The sequence below is a fragment of the Porphyrobacter sp. SLTP genome, assembly GCF_009905735.1.
In the GTDB taxonomy this organism is placed as follows: Bacteria; Pseudomonadota; Alphaproteobacteria; order Sphingomonadales; family Sphingomonadaceae; genus Erythrobacter.
On the sequence record NZ_JAAALE010000019.1, the window covers coordinates 1 to 22754 of the forward strand.

At 66.4% G+C, this 22754-nt stretch carries 21 protein-coding genes; 16 read left to right on the forward strand and 5 right to left on the reverse strand.

Annotation, left to right across the window (positions count from 1 at the left end):
* The 11 genes from GVM20_RS13700 to GVM20_RS13750 form a co-directional block, all read left to right on the forward strand.
* The coding region (locus GVM20_RS13700) for a TerD family protein (protein WP_502706198.1) at window positions 1-642 on the forward strand (642 nt) is incomplete at its 5' end.
* 44 nt (window positions 643-686) lie between these two features.
* Window positions 687-1739 carry a DUF475 domain-containing protein gene (locus tag GVM20_RS13705; protein WP_166547756.1) on the forward strand — a complete coding sequence of 351 codons (1053 nt, stop codon included), beginning with the start codon at window positions 687-689 and terminating at the stop codon, window positions 1737-1739.
* Between the two features lie 78 nt (window positions 1740-1817).
* Window positions 1818-2396, forward strand: coding sequence for a TerD family protein (locus tag GVM20_RS13710; RefSeq protein WP_166547757.1), 579 nt, complete (start codon window positions 1818-1820; stop codon window positions 2394-2396).
* A gap of 67 nt (window positions 2397-2463) precedes the next feature.
* Window positions 2464-3045, forward strand: a complete 582-nt coding sequence (locus GVM20_RS13715) for a TerD family protein (protein WP_166547758.1) — start codon at window positions 2464-2466, stop codon at window positions 3043-3045.
* Window positions 3046-3064: 19 nt separating this feature from the next.
* Window positions 3065-4216 (forward strand): S1C family serine protease, encoded by a 1152-nt coding sequence (locus GVM20_RS13720; protein WP_166547759.1) that lies wholly within the window; start codon window positions 3065-3067, stop codon window positions 4214-4216.
* Window positions 4209-5351, forward strand: coding sequence for a phosphoribosyltransferase domain-containing protein (locus GVM20_RS13725; protein WP_166547760.1), 1143 nt, complete (start codon window positions 4209-4211; stop codon window positions 5349-5351). Before GVM20_RS13720 ends, GVM20_RS13725 begins: the two co-directional genes overlap by 8 nt.
* A complete protein-coding gene (locus GVM20_RS13730) occupies window positions 5348-6097 on the forward strand; it encodes an HAD family hydrolase (protein ID WP_166547761.1) in 750 nt (249 codons plus the stop codon). Before GVM20_RS13725 ends, GVM20_RS13730 begins: the two co-directional genes overlap by 4 nt.
* Window positions 6081-7181: a cysteine protease StiP family protein gene (locus GVM20_RS13735; RefSeq protein WP_166547762.1), complete on the forward strand. Its 1101-nt coding sequence runs from the start codon at window positions 6081-6083 to the stop codon at window positions 7179-7181. The genes GVM20_RS13730 and GVM20_RS13735 overlap by 17 nt, the downstream gene beginning before the upstream one ends.
* Window positions 7181-8095, forward strand: a complete 915-nt coding sequence (locus GVM20_RS13740; RefSeq protein WP_166547763.1) for an HpcH/HpaI aldolase/citrate lyase family protein — start codon at window positions 7181-7183, stop codon at window positions 8093-8095. The genes GVM20_RS13735 and GVM20_RS13740 overlap by 1 nt, the downstream gene beginning before the upstream one ends.
* A 7-nt stretch (window positions 8096-8102) precedes the next feature.
* Window positions 8103-9062, forward strand: a complete 960-nt coding sequence (locus GVM20_RS13745) for a toxic anion resistance protein (protein WP_166547764.1) — start codon at window positions 8103-8105, stop codon at window positions 9060-9062.
* 79 nt (window positions 9063-9141) lie between these two features.
* Window positions 9142-9618 (forward strand): hypothetical protein, encoded by a 477-nt coding sequence (locus GVM20_RS13750; RefSeq protein WP_166547765.1) that lies wholly within the window; start codon window positions 9142-9144, stop codon window positions 9616-9618.
* A 150-nt stretch (window positions 9619-9768) separates the two neighbouring features.
* On the opposite strand, the gene GVM20_RS13755 is transcribed toward GVM20_RS13750, so the two are convergent.
* The gene (locus tag GVM20_RS13755; protein WP_234032022.1) at window positions 9769-10056 is read right to left on the reverse strand and encodes a YciI family protein; all 288 of its coding nucleotides are present in this window, start codon (window positions 10054-10056) and stop codon (window positions 9769-9771) included.
* Window positions 10057-10208: 152 nt separating this feature from the next.
* Between GVM20_RS13755 and putA the strand changes: the two genes are divergently transcribed.
* The 5 genes from putA to GVM20_RS13780 all read left to right on the forward strand — a co-directional run bounded on the left by putA (window position 10209) and on the right by GVM20_RS13780 (window position 16747).
* The gene (gene putA, locus GVM20_RS13760; protein WP_166547766.1) at window positions 10209-13337 is read left to right on the forward strand and encodes a bifunctional proline dehydrogenase/L-glutamate gamma-semialdehyde dehydrogenase PutA; all 3129 of its coding nucleotides are present in this window, start codon (window positions 10209-10211) and stop codon (window positions 13335-13337) included.
* Entirely contained in the window at window positions 13337-14041 is a 705-nt protein-coding gene (locus tag GVM20_RS13765; RefSeq protein ID WP_166547767.1) for an endonuclease/exonuclease/phosphatase family protein, read from the forward strand. Before putA ends, GVM20_RS13765 begins: the two co-directional genes overlap by 1 nt.
* A gap of 48 nt (window positions 14042-14089) precedes the next feature.
* Window positions 14090-14476: a hypothetical protein gene (locus GVM20_RS13770; RefSeq protein ID WP_166547768.1), complete on the forward strand. Its 387-nt coding sequence runs from the start codon at window positions 14090-14092 to the stop codon at window positions 14474-14476.
* 254 nt (window positions 14477-14730) lie between these two features.
* Window positions 14731-15285 carry a dCTP deaminase gene (dcd, locus tag GVM20_RS13775; protein WP_067407156.1) on the forward strand — a complete coding sequence of 185 codons (555 nt, stop codon included), beginning with the start codon at window positions 14731-14733 and terminating at the stop codon, window positions 15283-15285.
* Between the two features lie 286 nt (window positions 15286-15571).
* Window positions 15572-16747 carry a saccharopine dehydrogenase family protein gene (locus GVM20_RS13780; protein ID WP_166547769.1) on the forward strand — a complete coding sequence of 392 codons (1176 nt, stop codon included), beginning with the start codon at window positions 15572-15574 and terminating at the stop codon, window positions 16745-16747.
* Between the two features lie 97 nt (window positions 16748-16844).
* Here the strand turns inward: GVM20_RS13780 and GVM20_RS13785 are convergent, their stop codons facing one another.
* From GVM20_RS13785 to yfcC, 4 genes are all read right to left on the reverse strand, one after another.
* Complete coding sequence (locus GVM20_RS13785; RefSeq protein ID WP_166547770.1) at window positions 16845-19037, reverse strand: TonB-dependent receptor; 2193 nt, start codon at window positions 19035-19037, stop codon at window positions 16845-16847.
* A gap of 144 nt (window positions 19038-19181) precedes the next feature.
* Window positions 19182-20066 (reverse strand): isoaspartyl peptidase/L-asparaginase family protein, encoded by an 885-nt coding sequence (locus tag GVM20_RS13790; RefSeq protein WP_166547771.1) that lies wholly within the window; start codon window positions 20064-20066, stop codon window positions 19182-19184.
* Window positions 20066-21292, reverse strand: a complete 1227-nt coding sequence (locus tag GVM20_RS13795; protein ID WP_166547772.1) for a cyanophycinase — start codon at window positions 21290-21292, stop codon at window positions 20066-20068. The genes GVM20_RS13790 and GVM20_RS13795 overlap by 1 nt, the downstream gene beginning before the upstream one ends.
* Window positions 21292-22743: a putative basic amino acid antiporter YfcC gene (gene yfcC / locus GVM20_RS13800; protein ID WP_166547773.1), complete on the reverse strand. Its 1452-nt coding sequence runs from the start codon at window positions 22741-22743 to the stop codon at window positions 21292-21294. Before yfcC ends, GVM20_RS13795 begins: the two co-directional genes overlap by 1 nt.
* Window positions 22744-22754 lie beyond the last annotated feature (11 nt).

Here is a 22754-nt window from a genome sequence, read left to right on the forward strand (position 1 = left end):
GGTGCAGGCTCGTCCACCTCGCCGCCGAAATGCCCGATCAGCCTGAAGAAGATCAGCCTCGACAAGGGCAATTCCTCGGTCAGTCTGAAGAAGCAGGGCAACAGCTTCGGCGAGATCGTGCTCAACCTCAATTGGACCGCGCGGACCCAGAAGAAGGGCTTCTTCGGCGGATCGCAGCAGCTCGACCTTGATCTCGGCGTGATCTTCGAACTGGCCGATGGCATGGGCGCAGGCTGCATCCAGGCGCTGGGCCGCAGCTTTGGCGCGTATAACCAGCCGCCCTTCATCGAACTGTCAGGCGATGATCGTACCGGCGCGGTTGCCGCAGGCGAGACGATCCGCGTCAACGGCCAGTATTTCGACTATATCCGCCGCATCGGCGTGTTCGCGCTGATCTATGAGGGTGCGCCCAACTGGGCCGAGACCGATGGGGTCGTCCGGCTCAACATTCCGGGCCAGCCTGAAATCGAGGTACGGATGGACGAAACCGGCAGCCGTGAGCGGTTGTGCGGGATCGCGACGATCGACAATGTCGGCGGGGAGCTCAAGATGAGCCGGTTGATGCGGTTCTATTCCAGCCAGAAACCCTTTGCCGAGGATATCGGCGTCTATCTTCAATGGACGCGCGGCAGTAAGGACTGAGCAACAAGACTGCCGTATCACACGGCCAGAAGGAAGATTTTTCGATGTTCAAACACTTCGGCGGTTCGCTGCTGTTTACCCTGTTCGGCCTTGTCCTTGGCGGCTGGTACGGCTGGGCGCTGACCGGCACGATTGATGGCATGCTGGGGATCGTGTGGATTTGCGCGGTGCTCGCGGTGCTGGAAGTGTCGCTGTCCTTCGATAATGCCGCGGTCAACGCCTCGGTGCTCAAGGACATGGACCCGGTCTGGCAGCAGCGCTTTCTGACCTGGGGGATCGCGATTGCGGTCTTCGGGATGCGGATCGTGTTCCCGCTGGTGATCGTGATGGTCGCGGCCTCGCTCGGCCCGATTGAGGCGATGAAGCTCGCTCTGAATGAACCGACCGAATATCAGCGCATCGTCAGCGAAGCGCATATTGGCCTGATGGGCTTTGGCGGCGCGTTCCTCGGGATGGTGGGCCTCAAGTACTTCTTCGATTCCGACAAGGAAGTGAACTGGATCGACGCGATCGAGCGCCCGCTGGCCAAGGTCGCCGATATCGAGGCGATTGCCATCGGGCTGGTGCTGGCGGGCACTTGGGCGACGTCGACCATGCTCGCCGATGCTGACGCGCTGACCTTCATCATCGCCGCGATTGCCGGTCTGCTGACCTATCTCGGCGTGGAGATCATCAACCACCTGCTCGAACCGCCCACGCCGACCACCGGCGATGTCGCCAAGGCGGGCTTTGGTGCGTTTCTCTACCTCGAAGTCCTGGATGCCAGCTTCTCGTTCGACGGGGTGATCGGGGCCTTCGCGCTCACCAACAACCTCATCATCATCGCCATCGGTCTGGGGATCGGTGCGATGTTCGTGCGGTCGATGACGATTTTCCTCGTCAAGAAGGGGACGATGTCGGAATATCGCTATCTCGAACACGGCGCCTTCTATGCGATCATGGCGCTGGCGGTGATCATGTACATCAACACCTTCGCGCACATCCCCGAAGTCGTCACCGGCCTGATCGGCGCGGTGCTGATCGGCCTCGCGTTCTGGTCGTCGGTGCGGTGGAACAAGGCCAACCCGGACGGGGAGCCTGAAGACGCGCTGGCCTGATCGGCGGCGCAACATGCATTGTGGGTTGCGACCGGGGCAGTCCCGGTCGCCGCCGGACTTGGGAAAGGAAGACGGATTATGGCTATCTCACTGTCAAAGGGTGGCAATGTCAGCCTGTCGAAGGAAGCTCCCGGGCTTGACCGCATCATGGTCGGCCTCGGCTGGGACGTGCGTGCGACCGACGGTAAGGATTTCGACCTCGATGCGTCGGCCTTCCTGTGCGCGGCGGGCGGCAAGGTGCGGAGCGACACCGACTTCTGCTTCTACAACAACAAGAATGTCGCCGGCGGCGCGGTCATCCATCAGGGCGACAACCGCACCGGCGAAGGTGACGGCGATGACGAGCAGATCGAGATCACCCTTTCGAAGATGCCCGCCGATGTCGACAAGGTCGCTGTCGTGGTGACGATCTACAACGGCGACGAGAACGGCCAGACCTTCGGCCAGGTCTCCAACGCCTTCATCCGTCTGGTCGATGCCAGCAACAACAACGAAGTCGTGCGCTATGATCTGTCGGAAGACGCTTCGGTCGAAACCGCGATGATCCTCGGCGAAGTCTATCGCCACGGGGGGGAATGGAAATTCCGCGCGGTTGGCCAGGGTTTCAAGGGCGGGCTCGGTCCGCTCGCGGGCCATTTCGGTGTCAATGTCGGCTAAAGGCTTGGGCGCGCGGGTCCGGCAGGTGTCCGTGCCGCGCGCCAGTTAACACAGGGAAGCACAGAATATGGCGGTTTCGCTCAGCAAGGGCGGCAATGTCTCGCTGTCGAAGGAAGCTCCGGGGCTGAATGCGGTCGTGGTCGGGCTCGGCTGGGACGTGCGGCGCACCGATGGCGCGGCGTTTGATCTCGATGCCTCGGCCTTCGTGATCGGCGCCAATGACAAGGTGCTCTCGGACGCGCATTTCGTCTTCTACAACAACAAGACCTCGCCCGATGGCGCCGTGGTCTACAGCGGCGACAACCGCACCGGTGACGGCGAAGGCGATGACGAGACGATCCGCATCGACTTCAGCAAGCTCTCGCCCGATGCCAAGAAGGTGGTGATTGCGGTCACGATCCATGATGGCGAGATCAACGGGCAGAATTTCGGTTCGGTCCAGAACGCCTTTGCGCGCGTCACCAACGTGGCCGATGGCAAGGAGCTTGCCCGCTACGACCTGTCCGAAGACGCCTCAATGAATGTCGCGATGATCTTCGTTGAACTCTATCGCGGCAATGCAGGCGACATCAAGGTCAAGGCCATCGGTGAAGGCTGGCGCAGCGGGCTTGCGGGTCTGGCAGGCGCGATGGGTGTCAACATCGGCTGAGCCGGGACGGGACGCGGCCATGCAACCTGCCCAGCCCGGCCAGCGCGTGGCTGTCAGCGCCAAGGCTGACTGCCGCATCCGTCTGCAAGGGCCGGAAGGCCAGCGTATCGCGGTCGCGGCGATCAGTCCGAGCGGCGGCGGGCGGGTGCTCGCCTTTGAGCGGATTGATCCGCAGCACTGGTTCATGGATGGCATGGCCGAGCTGGAAGGCGACTTCGAGATCGTCGCCTATGTCATGGATGATCGCCACGGCGGCTTTGCCAACGCGGCCTACCCGATCCACATGGAGGTGGACGGCACCACCCACGTGATGCCCCCGCCGACCGAACAGCTCGCCGCCGTGATCCTCGCCGAGGTCTATACCCGCAATGGCGAGCGGCGGATGAAGCTGTCGAACGAGGGCTTCACCTTCGGGATCGACGCCTATGTCCGGGCGCGCAATCTCGGCGCGGTGACGGTGCCGTTCCGCAATGTGCCCGATGTGCCGCCACCGGGGAATGGGCCGATCCCGCATCCTGATGGGCGCGGCCATAATCGCCCCAAGCCGGTGCCGGGCCAGCTGATCGGTTCGGGCAGCGGCGTGCTGATTGCACCCGATCTCATCGTCACCAATGCCCATGTGGTCGAGGATGGCCAGCGGTTCGAGGTCGGCCCCGCGCGCGATTCCGGCGTGGTCCTCGCGGTCGATGCGCAGCACGATCTGGCGCTGCTGCGCTGCCGGACCGCCGGCGCACCGCTGCCGCTCAGGATCGGATCGCCGTTGTTTCTGGGCGAGGATATCATGGCGGCGGGCTTCCCGCTGATCGACGTGCTGGGGGCCGATCTCAAGGTCACGACCGGCAATGTCTCGGGTCTGACGGGCGGGGGCGGGGACATTTCGCGCTTCCAGTTCAGTGCGCCGATTGGCTCGGGCTCGTCCGGCGGGGCGATCATCGACGAGTTCGGCAATCTCGTCGGCATCACCTCGGCGAGCCTCGCGCATGACAATATGCGCAACCGCGGGTCGATTTCGGAGAACGTCAATTTCGGCATCCGCGCGGCGATGGTGTTCGAGATGGCAGCGGCGGCGGGGGCAGACCTGCCGCCGATCCCGATTGCGACCGATAATGTGCGCCGCAATGTCGTGGGGCGGGCGCGCAGTGCGGTGGTCAGCATCATCATCCATGCCTGACCCGGTGCAGGATTGCGTGACGGTCGACCTGCCGACCGGGCGGCTGGTGCTGCGCGGGGTTGCGCCCGACCGGGTCGCCGCGCTGTGCGATTTCGCCGCGAGGGCCAATCCCAAGCGCGGGTTCCTGATCGTCTCACGCGTGCTCGGGCGTCACTTGCCCACGCCCCCGCACGCCTTGCGCGCCGCTGCCGATGCGCTCGCCGCGCAGATTCCGGGCGACCTGCCGGGGCCGGTGCTGTTCTGCGGCATGGCGGAGACTGCGACGGGCCTTGCGCAAAGTGTGTGGACCGCATGGCGCGCGCGGCACCCGGGCTCCGCCAGCGCCTATATCCAGAGCAGCCGCCAGATTGCGGCGGGCGCGCGCGTCCTCACCCGGTTCGAGGAAGGCCACAGCCACGCCGCCTCGCACATGGTGCAGGTGAGCGCGGAGATCGAACCCGCACTCGCCGAAGCGCGCAGCCTCGTGATCGTCGATGATGAATGCAGCACCGGCAGCACCTTCGTCGAAGCGGCTGAGGCGCTGGTCGCTGCCTTGCCGCAACTCGTTGCGGTGCACTGCGCCAGCCTTACCGATTGGAGCGCGGGCGGGTTCCTGACGCGGATGCCGCGCCCCGCTGCGGCCCATTCCTTGATCGCCGGAACGCTCGAATGGACGCCGGGGGCGGGCCAAGCTGCCGCCACACTCGCGCCCGCCGCCAACCGCCACGGCACAGTGCCGGCCACGGGAATGCGCAGCCGCACCGGCCTGCTCGCGCCGGAGGCCGCCGACCGCGCGCCCCTCACCGCCACGCCGGGCGAACGGGTGCTGGTGCTGGGCGACGGCGAGCACGCCTATGAAGCGCTGCGCATCGCTGAAGACCTCGCCGCGCAGGGCGCGATCACCGCCATCCAGTCGATCACCCGCACGCCTGCGCTGATCGGTCACGCGATGCAGAGCGTCACCACGCTGGCGGATGCCTATGGCTCGGGCGCGGTGTGCCATGTCTACAACCTCCTCGCCCACCAGCCCGACCGGATCGTCATCGCCGCAGAGATTGCGGGCACCCAAGCCGACGAGTTGGCGCGCTGGGTCGCCGAAGCGGGCAGCAGCGCCATGGTGGAACTGGTGCTATGCCGCTACGGGGCGCAGGCATGACCATCCGCCCGCTCATTCTGGCCGACCTTGACGACAGCCTGTTCCAGACGCGGCCCAAGTGCGGCGACTGGCCGGATGATACGCTGCGGCTGATGAGCCGCCTCGTCGATGGCAGCCCCAGCGGATACGCCACCCCGCCGCAGCAAGGGCTAATGGCGTGGCTGGCGCATGGCGAGGTCGTGCCGGTCACCGCCCGCAGCCGCGAGGTGCTGTCGCGAGTCGACATTGCGCAGGCCCCGGCGATCTGCGCCAATGGCGGCTGCATCCTGATGGCCGACGGCTCGCCCGATCCGGTCTGGCACCGCCACCTCGAAGCGCAGGCGCAGACCACTGTGACGCCCGGTGCGCTCCATCCCGAACTCATCGCCGGTCTGGATGGCGAGGCGTTCCGGCACTGGATCGTCAGCGAAGATGGCCTCGATCTCTACTGCGTCATCAAGAGCAATCACGGCGATGTCCCCGCGCTCACCGCCGTGGCCGAGGCGCTGAAGCCGCGTCTTCCCCAAGGCTGGCGCATCCACGCCAATGGCAACAACCTCGCCTTCCTGCCCCCGTGGCTGAGCAAGCGGGCGGCGGTGCGGTATATGCTGGAACAGGTGCGCTGCGACACGCCCGAACGCTCCGTCATCGGCATCGGCGATAGCTGGTCGGATGCGGGCTTCCTCGATCTCACCGACATGGCGATGATCCCGACCCAGGCGCAGTTGTGGCAGCATATCGCGCGCGGGCATGAGTGGATCGATTGAGGGTTTGGCGATGACCCCGTTCCACGGCTCCTATGCCCCCGAGGACGTGACCTTCCTGCTGAAGCCCGCAGCCATCGGCCTCACCGACGTGCGCGCCAAGGAGGCGCTGATCCAGTCTGGCGCGCGGCATTATTCCGAGATGTTGTCGGAAGAACGCCTGCCGGATCAGCGCTATCTCGATCTCTATCACGCCGCTTTGGCGAGGAATGGTGGGCGGCTCAGGGGTGACGTTGCGGCGCTGGCCGACGCGATCGCTGCGCGGCCCGCAACTGGGCAAAGCTGCACCATCATCTCGCTCGCCCGCGCGGGCACACCCATCGGCGTGCTGCTGCGACGCGCCTTGCTGCGGCGCGGGGTGGAGGCAGTGCATTACTCGGTCAGCATCATCCGCGGGCGCGGGATCGACCGCGTCGCGCTCGCCCACATCGCTGCTGCACGCGGGACAGCGGATGCGGTGTTCGTCGATGGCTGGACCGGCAAGGGCGCAATCACCGGGGAGCTGGAAGCGAGCCTTGGCGACGGCAGCACCGGCTTTGCCCCCTTCCTCGCGGTGGTGGCCGACCCGGCGGGCTGCGCCAGCCTTGCGGCGACGGCGGAGGACTATCTCATCCCCTCAGGCATCCTCGGCGGGATCGTGTCAGGACTAGTCAGCCGCTCGGTGCTGAGCGATGCGCTGGTAGGCGAGGGCGAGTACCACGCCTGCCGCCACCTCACCGAATTCGCCGAAGCCGACCAATCGCGCGCCTTCATCGCCGCGGTCGAGGCTGCTGCGCCTTCGGACCAACCCCACCCCGGCTGGACTCCCGCAGGGGCCCGCCAGAGCCGCCGTGCCTGCGAGACGCTGATCGCCAGCCTGATGGACGAATTCGCCGTCAGCGATCGCAACCGCATCAAGCCCGGCATCGCCGAAGCCACCCGTGCCGTACTGCGCCGCGTGCCTGAGGCCGTGCTCGTCCGCGACAAGGATGACGCGGAAGTTGCTCATTTGCTTCATCTTGCCACACAAACCGGGGTAAGTGTGCATCAGCGGGAACTCGGCAACTATCGCGCCGTAACTGTGATTGCGAAAGCAGGAGACGTGTGATGACGAAAGCGGTTGAGCTTGGCGCGACGCTCTATATCCCGGTGCAGCACCCGCGCCTGGCCGAGGTGCTGGCGGGCGACAATCCCGATCTGCGGTCTGTGGTGATCTGTCTTGAGGATTCGCTGCACGAGACCGAAGTGGGCGCGGCGCAGGATGTGTTCCGCGCGACGCTCAGGGCGCTGGACACCGCGCCGCCCGCGCTGATCGCCTATACCCGCCCGCGCAATCCCGAAATGCTGACCTGGATGCAGGCCCAGCCGGGGATCGAGCGGCTGGCCGGTTTCGTCCTGCCCAAGGTGACGACAAGCAATCTGCCCGACTGGCTGGCGCGGCTGGAAAACCCCCAGCACGGGATCATGCCCACCATCGAAAGCGCCGAGGCGTTCGACCGTGCGGCGCTGACGGCGATGGCGCGGACGCTCCAGCCGCTCGGCAGCCGCGTCCATGCGGTGCGGATCGGCGGGAACGACATTCTCAACCTGCTCGGCGTGCGCCGCTCGCGCACCCGCACCGCCTATGACGGGCCGCTTGGCCTCGCGATTGCCACCATGGCGAGCGTGTTCCTGCCCGAAGGCATGGCGCTGTCCGCTCCGGTGTTCGAGCACTATGCGCAAAGCGATCTGCTGCGCGAGGAGGTCGCGCGCGATCTGGAGCATGGCCTGCTCACCAAGACCGCAATCCATCCGGTGCAGATCGGCATCATCCACGAAGCGCTGCGCCCCTCGGCCAGCGAAGCCGATGAAGCCCGCGCTATCCTCGCCCGGGAAGCGCGGGCGGTGTTCAGCCACGGCGGCAGCATGTGCGAGCCGACCACCCACGCGCGCTGGGCCGCAGGCGTGCTTGACCGCGCCACGGTTCACGGGCTGCGCGGTGCGGCGTCCGGCGTGTCCGAACAGCCGACCCGGGTCGCCTGACGCAGTCGTGACCGCGATCCCCAAACGGCGCCACGCCGAACTGGCCGGGCAGGCGATGAAATATGTCGCCGAACTGCTGCTGATCGAGCCGCTGAGCCCGGCGTTCGATCACAAGCTCGAAGCGATTGAGGCGTTGGGCCGGGATGAGATCGCGCAGCTTTCCGCGCGCCATGCGGGCAGCCTCGCCCATGTCGCGCCGCCGCCGACCGGGGGGATCGCCCGCGCGATTATGGGTCTGCGCAACCTCGCCCAGAGCCTCGAACCGCTGCGGCAGGGCAATCTGACGGGCGGGGCCAAGCGCTTCGGTCTGATCCCGGCCAAGCCCGACCCCAAGGCATATTTCCGCCGCTACCGCGAGGCGCAGGGCGAAATCGAGGCGGCACTGGCCGCGCTCACCCGCGAGCGTGATGCGCTGATCCGCGCCAATGTCACGCTGGAGGCCGAGCAGGCCGGACTGACGCCGCTGATCGCCCGCTTGAGCGAACATGCGCTGTTCGCCGAGGAAATCGCGCTCACCCTCACCGCGCGGGCCGAGGCGCTGGCCGCGCGTGAGCCGATGAAGGCGCGGCGGCTGCAATCGGATGCGCTCCACACGGTCCAGACCCGGATGCGCGACATTGCCGAGGCCCGCGCGCTCGCCATGCAGGCCGCCGCCCTGCGCGAGATCGTCAGCGCCACCAACACCCGGCTGATCGAAGGCATTGATCAGGCGACTGCGACCATGGTGCTGGTGCTGCGCACCGCGATTGAAGCGGCGCGGCTGATCGCAAGCCAGGAGCTGGTGCTGGACGGAATTGCCAGCCTGCGCCGGGCGGCCAGCAATCTGATCGAGGAGGACGGCCCCGCCCCCAGCGATGCCAACGCCGAAGCCTTGCAGTCGGCCTTCGCCAAGCTCTACGATGCGCTCGACCGGCTTGACACAGAGCGTGCCGCCGCCCCCGCGCGGCTTGCGGATCCGGCGCGTTAAGCTGCCGGTGGCGCTTGCTTGGGTGTGATGTTAGGACGGCACGCCGGATAAGCGCCGGTCAATGGAGACGTGACGGTTCGTGGGCCTGTTTGATTCGATCCGGAAGATGTTTGCGGCGCCTGAGCCGGGGGCGGACCCCGCGCCCGCCGCTGCGCCGCCCGCGTCCCGCAAACCTGCGTTCGATTATGACGACCAGCGCGTGCCCACCGGCGCGCGCGACAAGATCCGCACGATCCTCTCCAGCCTCGCCGAAGTCGAAGGCATGATGGACCGCGAGCAGGTGCAGGCTGTTAGCCGCACCGAGATCGAACTGATGCGCGACGAGCATCTGCCCAAGCTGGTCAAAAGCTACATCGACATCCCCAGCGCCCACCGTGCCGAAATCTTCCGCAAGACCGGCAAGTCGGCCAGCTTCATCCTTGAGGAAAGCCTGAGCACCATGCAGGCCCGGATCGACGAGATCGCCCGCAACTTGGCGCAGCACGATCTCGACGCCTTTTCCAGCAACGCGGCCTTCATCAGCCGCCGTTACAGCGACAACGACCCTTTTCGGTGAGTGCTTTCAAGTCGGGCGATCCTTATTGCCCCTTCCCTCGAGGGAAGGGGTTGGGGATGGGTGTTCGACGGTCGATAGGGTAGACCCCCCACCCACGGCCCCTCCCCATGGGGAGGGGAGGTGAAAAGCATTCGCGTTGAGGTCTTGTTGCTAAGCCCAGTCGCCCAGCAGCGGGGTAAACTCATCCACCCGGATCAGCTGCCACACCCCGCCGGTGAGGTAGGGGTCGTCCGCCAGAATGGCGCGTGCGGCGGCTTCGTCGGGGGCCTTCACGATCAGCAATGAGCCGATGATCAGCCCGTCGCTGCGTTTCAACGGGCCGACGATCACGAAATGCTCGGCATTGGCGTGGACGAATTCGAGATGCGCGGGACGATGGATTGCGCGCAGGCGGCCGCCGTCTTCGCCATCGCGGCAGTGGAAGCAGAACATGCGCATGATCGAAAAGCCCCCGTTGGTCGCGAGCGCAAGGCTAACCGCGCAAGCTGCGGCGGGCAAGCGGGGCGTTGCAAAACCCGCGCTTGAAGCGCAGCCTCAGCGCGTTCAGAGGGCCGGGCATTCTCCCCGCGAATCGTTTCAGGTGAAACCAGATGGCTGACTACTCCCCTGCCCCCAGCATCGACCGTACGGATCTGCGCCGTGCCTACCGGCAAGAGGAAGAGGCCTGCATCGCCGAGCGGCTGGATCAGGCCGCACCGGCCGCGCGGGTTCATGCCGCAGCGGCAGGTCTGGCGATTGACCTGATCGAAGGCGCGCGCGGGAAGAAGGCCAGCGGGATCGACGCCTTCCTCCAGCAATACGGCCTCGATACCGAGGAAGGCATCGCGCTGATGTGCCTTGCCGAAGCGCTGCTGCGCGTGCCGGACGCCGCCACTGCCGACGCGCTGATCCGCGACAAGATCGGCAGCATCGAATGGGGCGAGCATCTGGGCGAAAGCTCCTCGACCTTCGTCAATGCTGCGACCTTCTCGCTGATGCTGACCGGCGAAGTGCTCGATCCGCCCGACGCCCGCCAGCGCGGGATGGGTTCCGTGCTGAAGCGCGCGATGAACCGGCTGGGGGAGCCGGTGATCCGCACCGCGACTGGCCAAGCCATGAAGATCCTCGGCGGGCAGTTCGTGTTCGGCCGGGATATCGACGAAGCGCTCAAGCGCGCCGCGCCCGAACGCGCGCGCGGGATCACGCACAGCTTCGATATGCTGGGCGAGTCGGCGATGACCTTTGCCGATGCCGAGAAATACCGGCAGGCCTATGAAGCGGCACTGATCCGCTTGGCGCGCGAAGCAGGCGCAGGGGTGGCCGGATCGCCGGGCATTTCGGTCAAGCTCTCCGCGCTGCATCCCAAATACACCTTCTTCCACGCCGACGAGGCGCGGGCCGCGATGGTTCCGGTGATCAAGGCGCTCGCGATGCGCGCGCGCGATGCCGACATCCACTTTACCATCGACGCCGAGGAGGCCGAGCGGCTGGAGCTGAGCCTCGACATCATCGAGGAGCTGGTCCGTGACGACGACCTGTTCCGCCGCCCCGATGGCAGCCGGTGGGAGGGCTTCGGCCTCGCCATCCAGGCCTACCAGAAGCGCGGCGTGGCCGTGTGCGACTGGGCGGGGAAGCTCGCCCGCAGGCACGGGCGTAAGCTGTTCGTGCGGCTGGTGAAGGGCGCCTATTGGGACAGCGAGGTGAAGCTGGCGCAAGTGGGCGGCTACAGCGATTACCCGGTGTTCACCCGCAAGGTCGCGACCGACGTGAGCTATCTCGCCTGCGCGGCGCGGCTGTTCGAGCATGCTGACGTAATCCGCCCGGCTTTCGCCACGCATAATGCGTACACGATTGCGGCGATCAAGCATCTCAGCGAGGGGCGGGCCTTCGAGTTCCAGCGCCTCCACGGCATGGGCGAGGAAGTCTACGACGCGCTCCACGCGCTCGAAGGCAACCGGCGCACCCCGGTGCGGATCTATGCTCCGGTCGGCGGGCACAAGGAATTGCTCGCCTATCTGGTGCGCCGCCTGCTGGAGAACGGGGCGAACACCAGCTTCGTGAACCGCATGGGCGATGCCGATATTCCGGCCGAAGAGCTGGTGGGCGATCCGGTGGCGGAACTCGCCGCGCTCAGCCCCCGCCGCAATCCGGCGATCCCCTTGCCGAAGAACATCTTCGGCGCGCGCGCCAACAGCGCCGGGATCGATCTCAGCGATCCGCTGGTGCGTGAGCCGCTGCTGGCGCGGCTGACAATGCTCGAAAACGTCCACTGGCAGGCCGAGCCGACCTTCCCGGCGGCCGTCGCGGGCGAGATTGCGCCGATCACCAAGCCCCATGATCCCGCCGCCGTCATCGGCACCTGCCGTGAAGCGACCGCCGAAGAGGTCGAAGCCGCCTTCACCCGCGCCGCCGCGATCCAGCCCGGCTGGGACGCGCTGGGCGGCGATGCGCGGGCGCTGCTGCTGGAAGAAGCGGCTGACCTGTTCGAGGCGCACGCGGCGGAGTTCCTCAGCCTGTGCCAGCGCGAGGCGGGCAAGACGCTGCTCGATTCCGTGCTCGAACTGCGCGAGGCGGTCGATTTCCTGCGCTATTATGCGCAAGGCGCGCGCCAGCAATTCGGCGCGCCGACGATCCTGCCGGGGCCGACCGGCGAGGAGAATTCGCTCGCGCTCCACGGGCGCGGGGTGTTCGCCACGATCTCCCCGTGGAACTTCCCGCTCGCGATTTTCATCGGCATGGCCTCGGCTGCGCTGGCGGCAGGCAACACGGTGATCGCCAAGCCCGCCGAGCAGACCCCGCTGATCGCGGCGCTCGCGGTCAAGCTGTGCCATCAGGCCGGCATCCCGCCCGAGGCGCTGCAATTGCTGCCCGGTGCAGGGGCGGTCGGCCAGATGATCACCGCCGATCCGCGCCTCGCGGGTGTCGCCTTCACCGGATCGACCGACACCGCGCGCGCGATCAACCGCGCGCTGGCGAACCGCGACGGCCCAATCGCCACGCTGATCGCCGAGACCGGCGGGCAGAACGCGATGATCGTCGACAGCTCCGCGCTGCCCGAGCAGGTGGTGCGCGATGTCCTCGCCAGCAGCTTCCAGAGCGCGGGGCAGCGCTGTTCGGCGCTGCGGGTGCTCTACCTTCAGGACGACATTGCCGAGCCGATGCTGGCAATGATCCGCGGTGGGTTCGCGGCGCTGCATGTCGGCGATCCGGCTGATCTTGCCACCGATGTCGGCCCGGTGATCGATGCCGAGGCCAAGGCGCTGCTCGAAGCCCATGTGGCCGATTGCACGGCGCGCGGCCTGCCGGTCGAACGCCTGACGGGCACCCCCGCCACCGGCCACTTCGTGGCGCCGACGATCATCGAAATCGCAGGCATCGCCGATCTGGCGCGCGAGAACTTTGGCCCGATCCTCCACGTCGTGCGCTTCAAGGCAGGCGAATTGCCGCAGGTCGTCGATGACATCAACGCCGTTGGCTATGGCCTTACGCTCGGTCTCCACAGCCGCATCGCTGAAACGCGGCGCTTCGTGCAGGCCAACGCCCGTGTCGGCAACTTTTACGTCAACCGCAACCAGATCGGCGCGGTGGTCGAAAGCCAGCCCTTCGGCGGTGAGGGCCTGTCCGGCACTGGCCCCAAGGCTGGCGGCCCGCACTACCTCGCGCGCTTCGCGACCGAGCGGGTGATGACCATCGACACCACGGCGGCAGGGGGCAACGCGAGCCTGCTGGCGGCGGGATAATGGCGCAGCGGATCAAAGTCGCCAGCTACAACATCCACAAAGGCATCGGCACCGACCGCCAGCGCGATCCCGCGCGCATCCTCAAGGTGCTGGGCGAAGTCGATGCGGACATCGTCTGCTTGCAGGAGGCGGACCTCAGGTTCGGCAAGCGCACCAGCGTGCTGCCTGCCTTTATGCTTGCCAGTCACACCGATTACGTCCCCGTGCCGCTCGACGTGCAGCACGATTCGATGGGGTGGCACGGCAATGCGATCCTTGTGAAGCGCCACATCAGCATCGACGCGCATGACATCATCCACATCCCCTGCCTCGAACCGCGCGGGGTGGTGACGGCGACTTTGGGGTTCGGCGGGGCGAGCGTCAGCGTGTTCGGGATGCATCTCGACCTGTCGGGCCTGTGGCGCGTCCGGCAAGCCCGCGCCATCGCCGCGCTGGGTGAGGCCGCCCGCCAGCACCATCCCACGGTGCTGATGGGCGACATCAACGAATGGCGGGCCAATGCCGGATGTTTTCGCGAGTTCGGCAAGCACTTCACCGTGCTCGACCCCGGCCCCAGCTTCCACAGCCAGCGTCCCATCGGACGGCTCGACCGGATCATGCATTGCGACCGGCTGGTGATGCGCAATTGCGGCGTGCACCGCAGCGCGCTGTCCGCAACCGCGTCGGACCATCTGCCGGTGTGGGCCGAGTTCACGGTGGGGTAATCTGTTCTGCGCGACAACAGCAGGGATACCCGCAGGAGGAGAGCGGTGATGAAGATGTCGTCCAGCGCCATGCTGCTTGCAGGGCTGATGATCACGGCGAGCGCGCAGGCCGAGCAGCCCCAGATGCGCGCGAGGCCGGCCGAGACGCCAACGCCCGCACCGTCACCCGGCGATACCTATGGCCTGCCCGGCGCCCCAACCGAGCGCGCGCTCCGCGCCCGCGCCAATCTCGAAGCGCTGTATGCGGGCCGCATCTATACCAGCGACCTTTCGCCGCAGGACTTGCAGGACGTGCTCGATTTCGAGCGCATGGCGCGGGGCGTCGTCCCTGACAACCGCACCTTCCAGCAGCAATGCATCGACGAAGAGGTCCGCCGCAACGGCGGCAACCCGACCCGGCTCGCGTGGCAGGTGATCCGGCTGAAGTGCCAGTGAATTGCAGCCCTTAGCCCTCTCCCCTTGCGGGAGAGGGTTGGGAGAGGGGTCCGGAGCAAAGCTCCGGCCCTACCCCCTCTCAACTGCGACTAGGCAGCAAGCTGCCAAGTCTCCGTATCTCTCCCATAAGGGGAGAGAGAAGCTTGGCTGAAACGGGGGCTCTAGCCAAATTCCGCGCCGGTGACGCTAAGGCGAGAGGGGATATGTTTGCGCCCACTCTTGCCCCGCACCCGCGCATCGGGAATCCCTGACACATGGCGATTCTCTCCGACAAATGGATCCGTGCCCAAGCGCTCGAACATGGCATGATCGAGCCTTTCGTCGAGGCCCAGCGGCGCGACGGGGTGATTTCCTATGGGCTGTCGTCCTACGGCTATGACGCCCGTGTCGCGCCCGAGTTCAAGATCTTCACCAATGTCGACAGCTCGGTGGTCGATCCCAAGCAGTTCGATCCCAAGAGCTTCGTCGATCGCGAAACCGATGTCTGCATCATCCCGCCCAATTCTTTCGCGCTGGCCCGCACGGTGGAGTATTTCCGCGTGCCGGAAGATGTGCTGGTGATCTGCCTGGGCAAATCGACCTATGCGCGCTGCGGGATCATCGTGAATGTCACGCCGCTGGAGCCGGGCTGGGAAGGGCATGTGACGCTGGAATTCAGCAACACCACGCCGCTGCCCGCCAAGATTTACGCCAATGAGGGCGCGTGCCAATTCCTGTTTCTCAAGGGCAATGAGCGCTGCGAGACGAGCTACAAGGACCGTGCGGGCAAATATATGGGCCAGCGCGGGGTGACGCTGCCGCGGCTTTAGGTCCGCGGCGACGGAACCGGATTCGCGCGCGCTTTCCTACAGCATCGGCATCACGGTAGGCTCCCCGGATTGACCCCGTGGAGCCGTGATCATGTATTTTCTCCCGAAAACAATTGTCCGTCCGCTCGGGATTCTGGGCAGAAGTAACTGTATTTGCGAGGCAAATGTGCGGGTTGGGAAGTTGACACGGTGTAATCCTTGTCAACTTCCCAACACGTGCCGCGATGGCCTTTGACTCAGTCGCGGCCCGATTGCATGGCATGGGCAAAACCAAGGGAGACCACACATGAGCACCCGCGAATTCGATATCATCGTCTATGGCGCAACCGGCTACACCGGGCGGCTGGTGGCGGAATATCTTGCCCAGCACTACGGTAGCCGCACCGATGGCCCCAAGTGGGCGATGGCAGGCCGCAGCCTCGCCAAGCTGGAGGAGGTGCGCGACCTGATCGGCGCGCCGGCCTCGACCCCGCTGGTGGTCGCCAATGCCGATGACAGCGCCGATCTGGAAGCGATGTGCCAGCGCACCAAGGTCGTGCTGACCACCGTCGGCCCGTACCAGCTCTATGGCGACAAGCTGGTCGCAGCCTGCGTGAAGACCGGCACCGACTATGCCGATCTGTGCGGCGAACCGGCGTGGATGGCCGAGAAGATCGCCGAACATCAGGCCGCCGCCGAAGCCAGCGGCGCGCGCATCTGTTTCTCGTCCGGGTTCGATTCGATCCCGTTCGATCTCGGCGTGATGATGACGCAGAAGGCCTGTGTGGAGAAGTTCGGCAAGCCTGCCCCGCGCATCCGTGGCCGGGTGCGGGCGATGCAGGGCACCTTCTCGGGCGGCACCGCGGCGAGCCTTGGCGCGACAATGAAAGCGGCGGCGAAAAGCCCCTCGCTGATCAATGTGCTGCGCAATCCCTTTGCGCTGACACCGGGGTTTGAAGGGCCGAATCAGCCGTCGGGCATGATCCCCAGCCACGAGGACGATCTGGGCAAGTGGTCCGCACCTTTCGTGATGGCGCCGATCAACACCAAGAACGTGCACCGCACCAACTTCCTGCTCGGCCACCCCTACGGGACCGACTTCAAGTATGACGAGATGATGCTGACCAGCCCGGGCGATGCGGGCCGGGCGGCGGCCAATGCGGCGCTGGAATTCATGAAGAACCCGTTCGGCTCCAAGCCGCCCAAGCCCGGTGAAGGTCCGACCAAGGAAGAGCGTGAGAACGGCTTCTACGACGTCGTCTTCGTCGCCGACATGGCCGATGGCGGGCGTCTGCAATTCGGCGTCAAGGGCCGGTATGATCCGGGCTATGGCTCGACCAGCCGGATGCTCTCCGAGACCGGGATTGCACTGCTCAGCTGCACCAAGCCGGGCGGGATCGGGACACCGGGGAGCTTCCTTGGCGAAGATCTGGTGAAGCGGCTGGAAGAGCACGCCGAACTGACCTTCGCGGTCGAGAGCTGAGCTGCGGGTTCCCGCGCAGGCGGGGACCCCAGTCGACTTGGTGCGAAACCTAATGAGGCCCCCGCCTGCGCGGGGGCCCACCCGTTCTTTGAAATCGTCAGAAGCTCAGGCGCACGCTCGCACGGAAGTTGCGGCCTACCAGCGGCACGAAGTCCTTGGTGAAGCTGGCATGGCGGCGACCGTTGACATCGAAGATGTTGTCGGCGGCTAGCTGCACGGTGACGTTCTGGTTGTCGGCCAGCGGACGCCACGCGATCAGCGCGTTGACCAAAGTGAAGCTGTCCGTTGGCGTTTCGAACGCAGTCGTGCGGTCCTGCTTGTCGAACCATTGCACTTCGCCGCGCACGTCGAACGCGCCGGTCTGGGCCTCCAGCGCGCCGAGCAGGCTCAGCGGCGGGATGCGCGGGACAGCGGTACCATCGGCCAGTTCCGCCTCGACATAGGAGGCGCGCAGATCGGTGATCAGGCGGAAGCCTTCGCCGTCGACGATCGGATAGTTGAGATCGGCTTCGATCCCGAAGAAGTCGGCATCCTGCTGGAGGTATTGGAAGACCGGCAGATCGTCCTCTTCCTCTCCGGTTTCCTCAAGGAAGATATAGTTGCCGAACCACTGCCTGAAGGCGGTCAGGTTGAACGTCCCGGCACCGATGCTGCCGCGGGCATAGGCTTCCAGGCCCCATGCGGTTTCGGTCCTGAGATTGGCGTCGCCGATTTCAAACGCCTGCGTGGCGATATGCGGGCCGTCGGAGAACAGTTCCTCCGCGCTCGGCGCACGTTCGGCACGCGAGCCGTTGATGCCGACGCGGATACCTTCGATGCCTTCGTAAACGAGGCCGAGTGCGCCGGAGTAGGTATCGAAATCACGCTCGATGCCGAGGGTCTGAGCCTTGACCTTGGTGAATTCGGCGCGGCCTGCGGCTTCGATCTGGAACGGGCCGGTGCCGAATTCCTGAAGCGTGAACAGCGCGACCTGATCGGTCAGGTTGGGCGGGATATAGGCCTCAGCCCCGACCGCGAAGAAATCGCGGTGCTGGTATTGAATGCCGCTCGATCCGCGCAGGGTGCCGCCGGTGTTCTGCACCAGTTCGGCGCGGGCTTCGACGCTGGTGGAATCGAACACCGTGCCGACTTCAGCGCCTTCGAATTCGGTGTGGGTGTAGTCCGAATAGCCGACCCGCAGCTTCAGGCGTTCAAACGCGCCGTCGCCGAGGAAGACGTCGCCCTTGAAGTCGGCGCGGAACTGCTTGAGGCCGATGGTGACGAGCTCTTCGCCCTCTTCCTCGCCGCCTTCTTCTTCGCCTTCCTCGCCGTGATGGTGGCCTGCGCCGGGGCGGGTGGGGACGCCGTAAGTGGTGTCATACCAGCCAAGCGATGCGCCGAAGGTGCTTTCGCCCAGGATCACGCCGAGACCGGCATTGATCGTCCAGCTTTCCATCGCCGAGTTCGGCACCGTGCCGCGCTGATTGGCGGCTTCACGCAGTTCGGCAGCTTCTTCCAGCTCGCCTTCTGCCTCTTCCTCGTTGGCATCGGCGAGCAGATCGGCCCGCAGCGCCGGTGCGACCTGGAAGCCGCCGATCTCGACGTCATCGGTCTGGCGCCATGAACCATCGACGTGGAACACGAGGCTTTCGCCCACGCCCACATCGAGGCTGCCTGCGCCGGTGCGCAGGTTGGTGGCGCTGTCGATCCCGGCAAAACCGTCAAAGTGGAAGTCTTCATCCGGCATCCGGGTCGGGATGCGCTTGTCGATCACATTGACCGCACCGCCGATCGCCTGGCTGCCGTAGAGCAGCACTGCGGGGCCGCGCAGCACTTCGATCCGCTCGACCGTGATCGGGTCGATGGTGGTCGCGTGGTCGACCGAGGTGTTCGACACGTCCGAGGTGCCGACGCCGTCGACCAGCACGCGCACACGCTCGCCCTGCTGGCCGCGCAGCACGGGGCGCGAGGAGCCGGGGGCGAAGCTGGTGGCAGAGACGCCCGGGATCTTGGTCAGCAGATCGCCGATCTGGCCGGTCACGCCGTCACGCTGGATGTCGCGGATTTCGACGACGCTGGTCCCAGCCAGCACGTCGAGCTCCTTGAGGCCCTGCGCACTGACGATAATGGTGCCGATCCCGTCGGCCTGACGGTTGTGGACGTCATCTTCCACCTGAGCGCCGCTAGCGGGCTGCGCTGCGGCTTCCGCTTCGGCAGTCTCCGCAAGCGCGGGCGTGGCGACAAAGGCCAGACCCAGCACGGCAGCGAGTGCAAGGTGGGAGGACGCGGTTTGCGTCTTGTGCTTGATCATGGGGGTTCCCGTTGAAAGAATGAGATAACGTATCGTGCGCCTAGCGTCGAGCACGACGAATGCAAGCCAAAATCTGACGGGTGGGCGATGAAGGCCGACCAAGTGCGGCCGTTTTGCGACAGGTCTGGACGGAGCTGCGGTGTCCTAACGGATGCCAACGAAGGGCTGGCGGCCTGCTCCGGCAACCGCACGTTTCATGCCGGGGGAGTTGAACGCCATCGTCACCCCGCCGCGGCGATCAACCGCGATCACGCCGCCATCGCCGCGCTGCCGCGCGACCTCTGCCAGCATCGCGTGGCAGGCGTCGTCGAGGCTGGCCCCGCCATAGGCGATACGCGCGGCAATATCGCGCGCGCCGCCTGCGTAGATGAAAGCCTCGCCAATCCCGGTGCAGCTGGCCGCGATATCGCCGTCCGCCCAGTTGCCGATGCCGGTGATCGGGGTATCGCCAACGCGCCCGGCGCGCTTGCCGAACAGGCCGCCGGTCGAGGTCGCCGCGGCGAGCCGCCCCTGCTGGTCCAGCGCCACCGCGCCGACGGTGCCATGCGCCAAACCGCTATCGAGCTGGAGCAGTTCTTCCGCCTCCACCCCGACCGGCAGTCGGTAGTGGGTGGCGCTGTCTGTCACGAGCGCCAGCCCTTGCTCCTCCGCCAAGCGCCGCGCGCCTGCGCCTGCGATCAGCACATGGGGCGTGTGTTCGAGCACCGCGCGCGCCGCGCTGATCGGGTGGACGAGGCCCACCGCCGCACATACGCCGCCCGCCCGCATCCGCGCGCCGTCCATGATCGCGGCGTCGCATTCCACCTCGCCCCGGTCATTGGGGGCAGATCCGCGCCCGGCGACATAGAGCCCGCTCGCCTCCATCGCCGCGACCGCGTGCTCGACCACGTCGATTGCGCGCGCTCCGTCTGCCAGCAGCGCCTCGCAGTCCCGCACCAGCGCGCCAAGATGCACCTCGACCTCGCGATAGTCGCGGGTGGGGTGGACGCCTGCTCCGCCGTGCAATGCGATGACGTGAGGGTGCGGCATCAATCGGCGGCCTTCCTGATTGCAACGGTGATCGGCGTGATGTCGAAGGCGACGCCTTCGAGCGTGTAGCGGGCGCGGCCCTGCGCATCGCGGCCCCACCACCCGCGCGCCGCGCCGGTCTTGGCAAAACGGTAGGTGACGCCCTCACTGCCTGCGAAGGAGTGGCGTTCGGTCACAGTGGCAGCGGCGTTGTCCAGCAATCCTTCCCCCACGACCACAGCGAGCGATTGGTCGCCATAGGCCATGCCGCCGCCTGCGAGCAGCGGGCGTTCGACGTATTCGCGCCCCGCCGTGGGCTTGCGGATTGGGGCGGGGGTGACGCCCGGCTTGGCAAGATCGATGCTGTCACCCGCCCCTGCGAGGCCCAGCGTCAGCCCTGCGATCCCGATCCGCGGGCCAGGAGTCCGCCGCGCAGTGCGGGCATCGAGCAGGGTGACATAGCCGCTGCCTGCCACATGCGCGCGGCCATCGCCGAGGTTGACGACCAGCGCGGTGTCCTCGTCAATTCCGAGCCCGATGCGCTGCGGCCGGGCCGGGTCGGTGATCGCCACAGCCAGCCGACCAAGCCGCGCGCGCTCACCGAAATGCTGATCGACCAGCGCGCCCTTCAGGAACCCGAGCCCGCGGGTCAGTTCAAGCGGTTCGCCGCCCGCATTGGTCAGCAACGCGCCCAAGCTGTCGCCTTGTCCGATCATCCCTTCGCTCATGATCGCCGCCCCTGCCGAGGTGCCGCCGACCACCGCGCCCGCCGCAAGCCTTCGCCGGATTGCGGTGAGCATCGGGGTGTCGCTGCCGTCCCTCTCCAGCAGCACCGCAGTGATCCGCGCCTGATCGCCGCCGAGGAACCAGATTGCGCCCGCCTGCTCGACCGCCGCGATTTCCGCCGGGTCATGCGCGTTGCCGGCCCAGCGGCTTTCGTCCTCATCGGGCGTCCCGGGATCATCGACCAGCGCGAGGCGGATTGTCACGATGTCCTCGGGCTTTGCACAGTGGCGCTGCAACGCAGCCGTAAAAGCGCGCGAGGAGGCGCCGGATTCGCCCGAAGCGGCGGGAATGATCGCGATGCCGGGCGCGCCGTCGGGTCGGGCATCCAGCAGCGCGGCGTAAATCTCGGCATTGGCGGGATCGAGCCCGCCGCCGATGATTACCAGCGTGCCGCCCTCGGCCCGCGCCGCACCGGTGCTCGTCACCAAGGCGAGGCCCGCCAGAATGAACCGCGCCAGCATCAATATCCTCCCAGATGCGCGGCGATCATCACCGCGCTCGACAGGGCCATCAGCCCCAGCACCGGCCGCCAGATGAAGGCCAGCCATTCGCCAAACCCGATCCGGGCCGCCGCCAGACAGGCCATCAGGACGGCCGAGGTCGGATTGACGAGATCGGTGAACCCGTCGCCCAGCTGGAACGCCAGCACGGCCGTCTGCCGGGTCACGCCCGACAGGTCGGCGAGCGGGGCCATGATCGGCATGGTCACGCTCGCCTGCCCCGATCCAGAAGCGATGAACAGGTTGATGAGGCTCTGCACCATGAACATCGCCCAAGCGGTCAGCCACTCGGGCATGGCGGCGGTTAGGCTGCTCAGGCTGTCCAGCAATGTGTTGAGCAGTGAGGCTTGCGCAGGGTCATCGCCGCCGAGGATCAGCAGGATGCCCTTGGCCGCGCCCACCACCAGCGCAGCGGGGAGCAATTGCGCCGCGCCGTCACGGAAGGCATCGACCATCGCATGAACGCGTGCGCCAACAATTCGGCCGAAATGGGCAATCAGCGCGGTGACGATCCCTACGGCAAAGAACTGCGCGGCGATCTCGGGCAGGTAATATCCGCGCGTCGAAACGCCCCAAGCGACCCAGCCGACCCCGGCGATCACGGTCAGCAGCACCAGCTTGTGCGCAAGCGTGAAGTCCATCGCCGGTGCGTCCGCAGCCGCTTCGTCCATTGTTCCGATCCGCGCCCGCCGTCCCAGCCGCACCGCGCGGGCATGACGCGCGACAAACAGCGCGGCGGCAAGGGTGAAGCCCAGCCACAGCACCGCGCGCACCTCCAGCCCCGACATCGGCGCAAGGCCCGCAATGCTCTGCGCGACGATCACGCTGAAGGGGTTCATCCAGCTGGTCGCAAAGCCGATCTGGCTCGCGCCGTAACACACCAGCACTGCCGTCACCGCGTCATAGCCTGCGCGGGTCAGGGCAGGCGCAAGCAGCAGTGTCAACGCAATCGCTTCCTCCGACATCCCGAACACCGCGCCCGCCAGCGAAAAGGCGATGCACAGCGCGATGATCAGCGTCTCGTTACGTGCCTTCCCGCCGGGCAGGGCCGATTGCAGCGCGGCGTCGATCGCGCCGGTCTTCATCACCATCCCGAACACGCCGCCCAGCACGATAATGAAGGCCATCAAGCCGACCGCAGCCGAATTGCGATCCCCGGTCACCAGCCCTGCAAACAGAAAGTTGATGAAGCCGGTGCGCTCCTTCCCGCCCATGATCGGCGCGGGGCTTGGCCCGGCGGCGGCCGTGAAGCTCCCCGGCACGATCCGCGCTGGATCGCCCGCCAGCGCGAACTGCCCCGGTGTGAACAGCCAGGTCGCCGCCCACGCCAGCGCCGCCAGCGTGAAAAGGATCAGCAGCGTATCGGGCATCTGCCAGCGTTTCGCTGGGGGCAGCGCAGGATCGTCAGTCATGCATTCTCCTC

What these genes read in the sequence shown, in the direction of transcription:
- GVM20_RS13705 (WP_166547756.1), top strand. Translation starts at nt 687, where the DNA reads ATGTTCAAACACTTCGGCGGTTCGCTGCTGTTTACCCTGTTCGGCCTT.
- GVM20_RS13710 (WP_166547757.1), top strand. Translation starts at nt 1,818, where the DNA reads ATGGCTATCTCACTGTCAAAGGGTGGCAATGTCAGCCTGTCGAAGGAA.
- GVM20_RS13715 (WP_166547758.1), top strand. Translation starts at nt 2,464, where the DNA reads ATGGCGGTTTCGCTCAGCAAGGGCGGCAATGTCTCGCTGTCGAAGGAA.
- GVM20_RS13720 (WP_166547759.1), top strand. Translation starts at nt 3,065, where the DNA reads ATGCAACCTGCCCAGCCCGGCCAGCGCGTGGCTGTCAGCGCCAAGGCT.
- GVM20_RS13725 (WP_166547760.1), top strand. Translation starts at nt 4,209, where the DNA reads ATGCCTGACCCGGTGCAGGATTGCGTGACGGTCGACCTGCCGACCGGG.
- GVM20_RS13730 (WP_166547761.1), top strand. Translation starts at nt 5,348, where the DNA reads ATGACCATCCGCCCGCTCATTCTGGCCGACCTTGACGACAGCCTGTTC.
- GVM20_RS13735 (WP_166547762.1), top strand. Translation starts at nt 6,081, where the DNA reads ATGAGTGGATCGATTGAGGGTTTGGCGATGACCCCGTTCCACGGCTCC.
- GVM20_RS13740 (WP_166547763.1), top strand. Translation starts at nt 7,181, where the DNA reads ATGACGAAAGCGGTTGAGCTTGGCGCGACGCTCTATATCCCGGTGCAG.
- GVM20_RS13755 (WP_234032022.1), bottom strand. Translation starts at nt 10,056, where the DNA reads ATGCGCATGTTCTGCTTCCACTGCCGCGATGGCGAAGACGGCGGCCGC.
- putA (WP_166547766.1), top strand. Translation starts at nt 10,209, where the DNA reads ATGGCTGACTACTCCCCTGCCCCCAGCATCGACCGTACGGATCTGCGC.
- GVM20_RS13765 (WP_166547767.1), top strand. Translation starts at nt 13,337, where the DNA reads ATGGCGCAGCGGATCAAAGTCGCCAGCTACAACATCCACAAAGGCATC.
- GVM20_RS13770 (WP_166547768.1), top strand. Translation starts at nt 14,090, where the DNA reads ATGAAGATGTCGTCCAGCGCCATGCTGCTTGCAGGGCTGATGATCACG.
- dcd (WP_067407156.1), top strand. Translation starts at nt 14,731, where the DNA reads ATGGCGATTCTCTCCGACAAATGGATCCGTGCCCAAGCGCTCGAACAT.
- GVM20_RS13780 (WP_166547769.1), top strand. Translation starts at nt 15,572, where the DNA reads ATGAGCACCCGCGAATTCGATATCATCGTCTATGGCGCAACCGGCTAC.
- GVM20_RS13785 (WP_166547770.1), bottom strand. Translation starts at nt 19,037, where the DNA reads ATGATCAAGCACAAGACGCAAACCGCGTCCTCCCACCTTGCACTCGCT.
- GVM20_RS13790 (WP_166547771.1), bottom strand. Translation starts at nt 20,066, where the DNA reads ATGCCGCACCCTCACGTCATCGCATTGCACGGCGGAGCAGGCGTCCAC.
- GVM20_RS13795 (WP_166547772.1), bottom strand. Translation starts at nt 21,292, where the DNA reads ATGCTGGCGCGGTTCATTCTGGCGGGCCTCGCCTTGGTGACGAGCACC.
- yfcC (WP_166547773.1), bottom strand. Translation starts at nt 22,743, where the DNA reads ATGACTGACGATCCTGCGCTGCCCCCAGCGAAACGCTGGCAGATGCCC.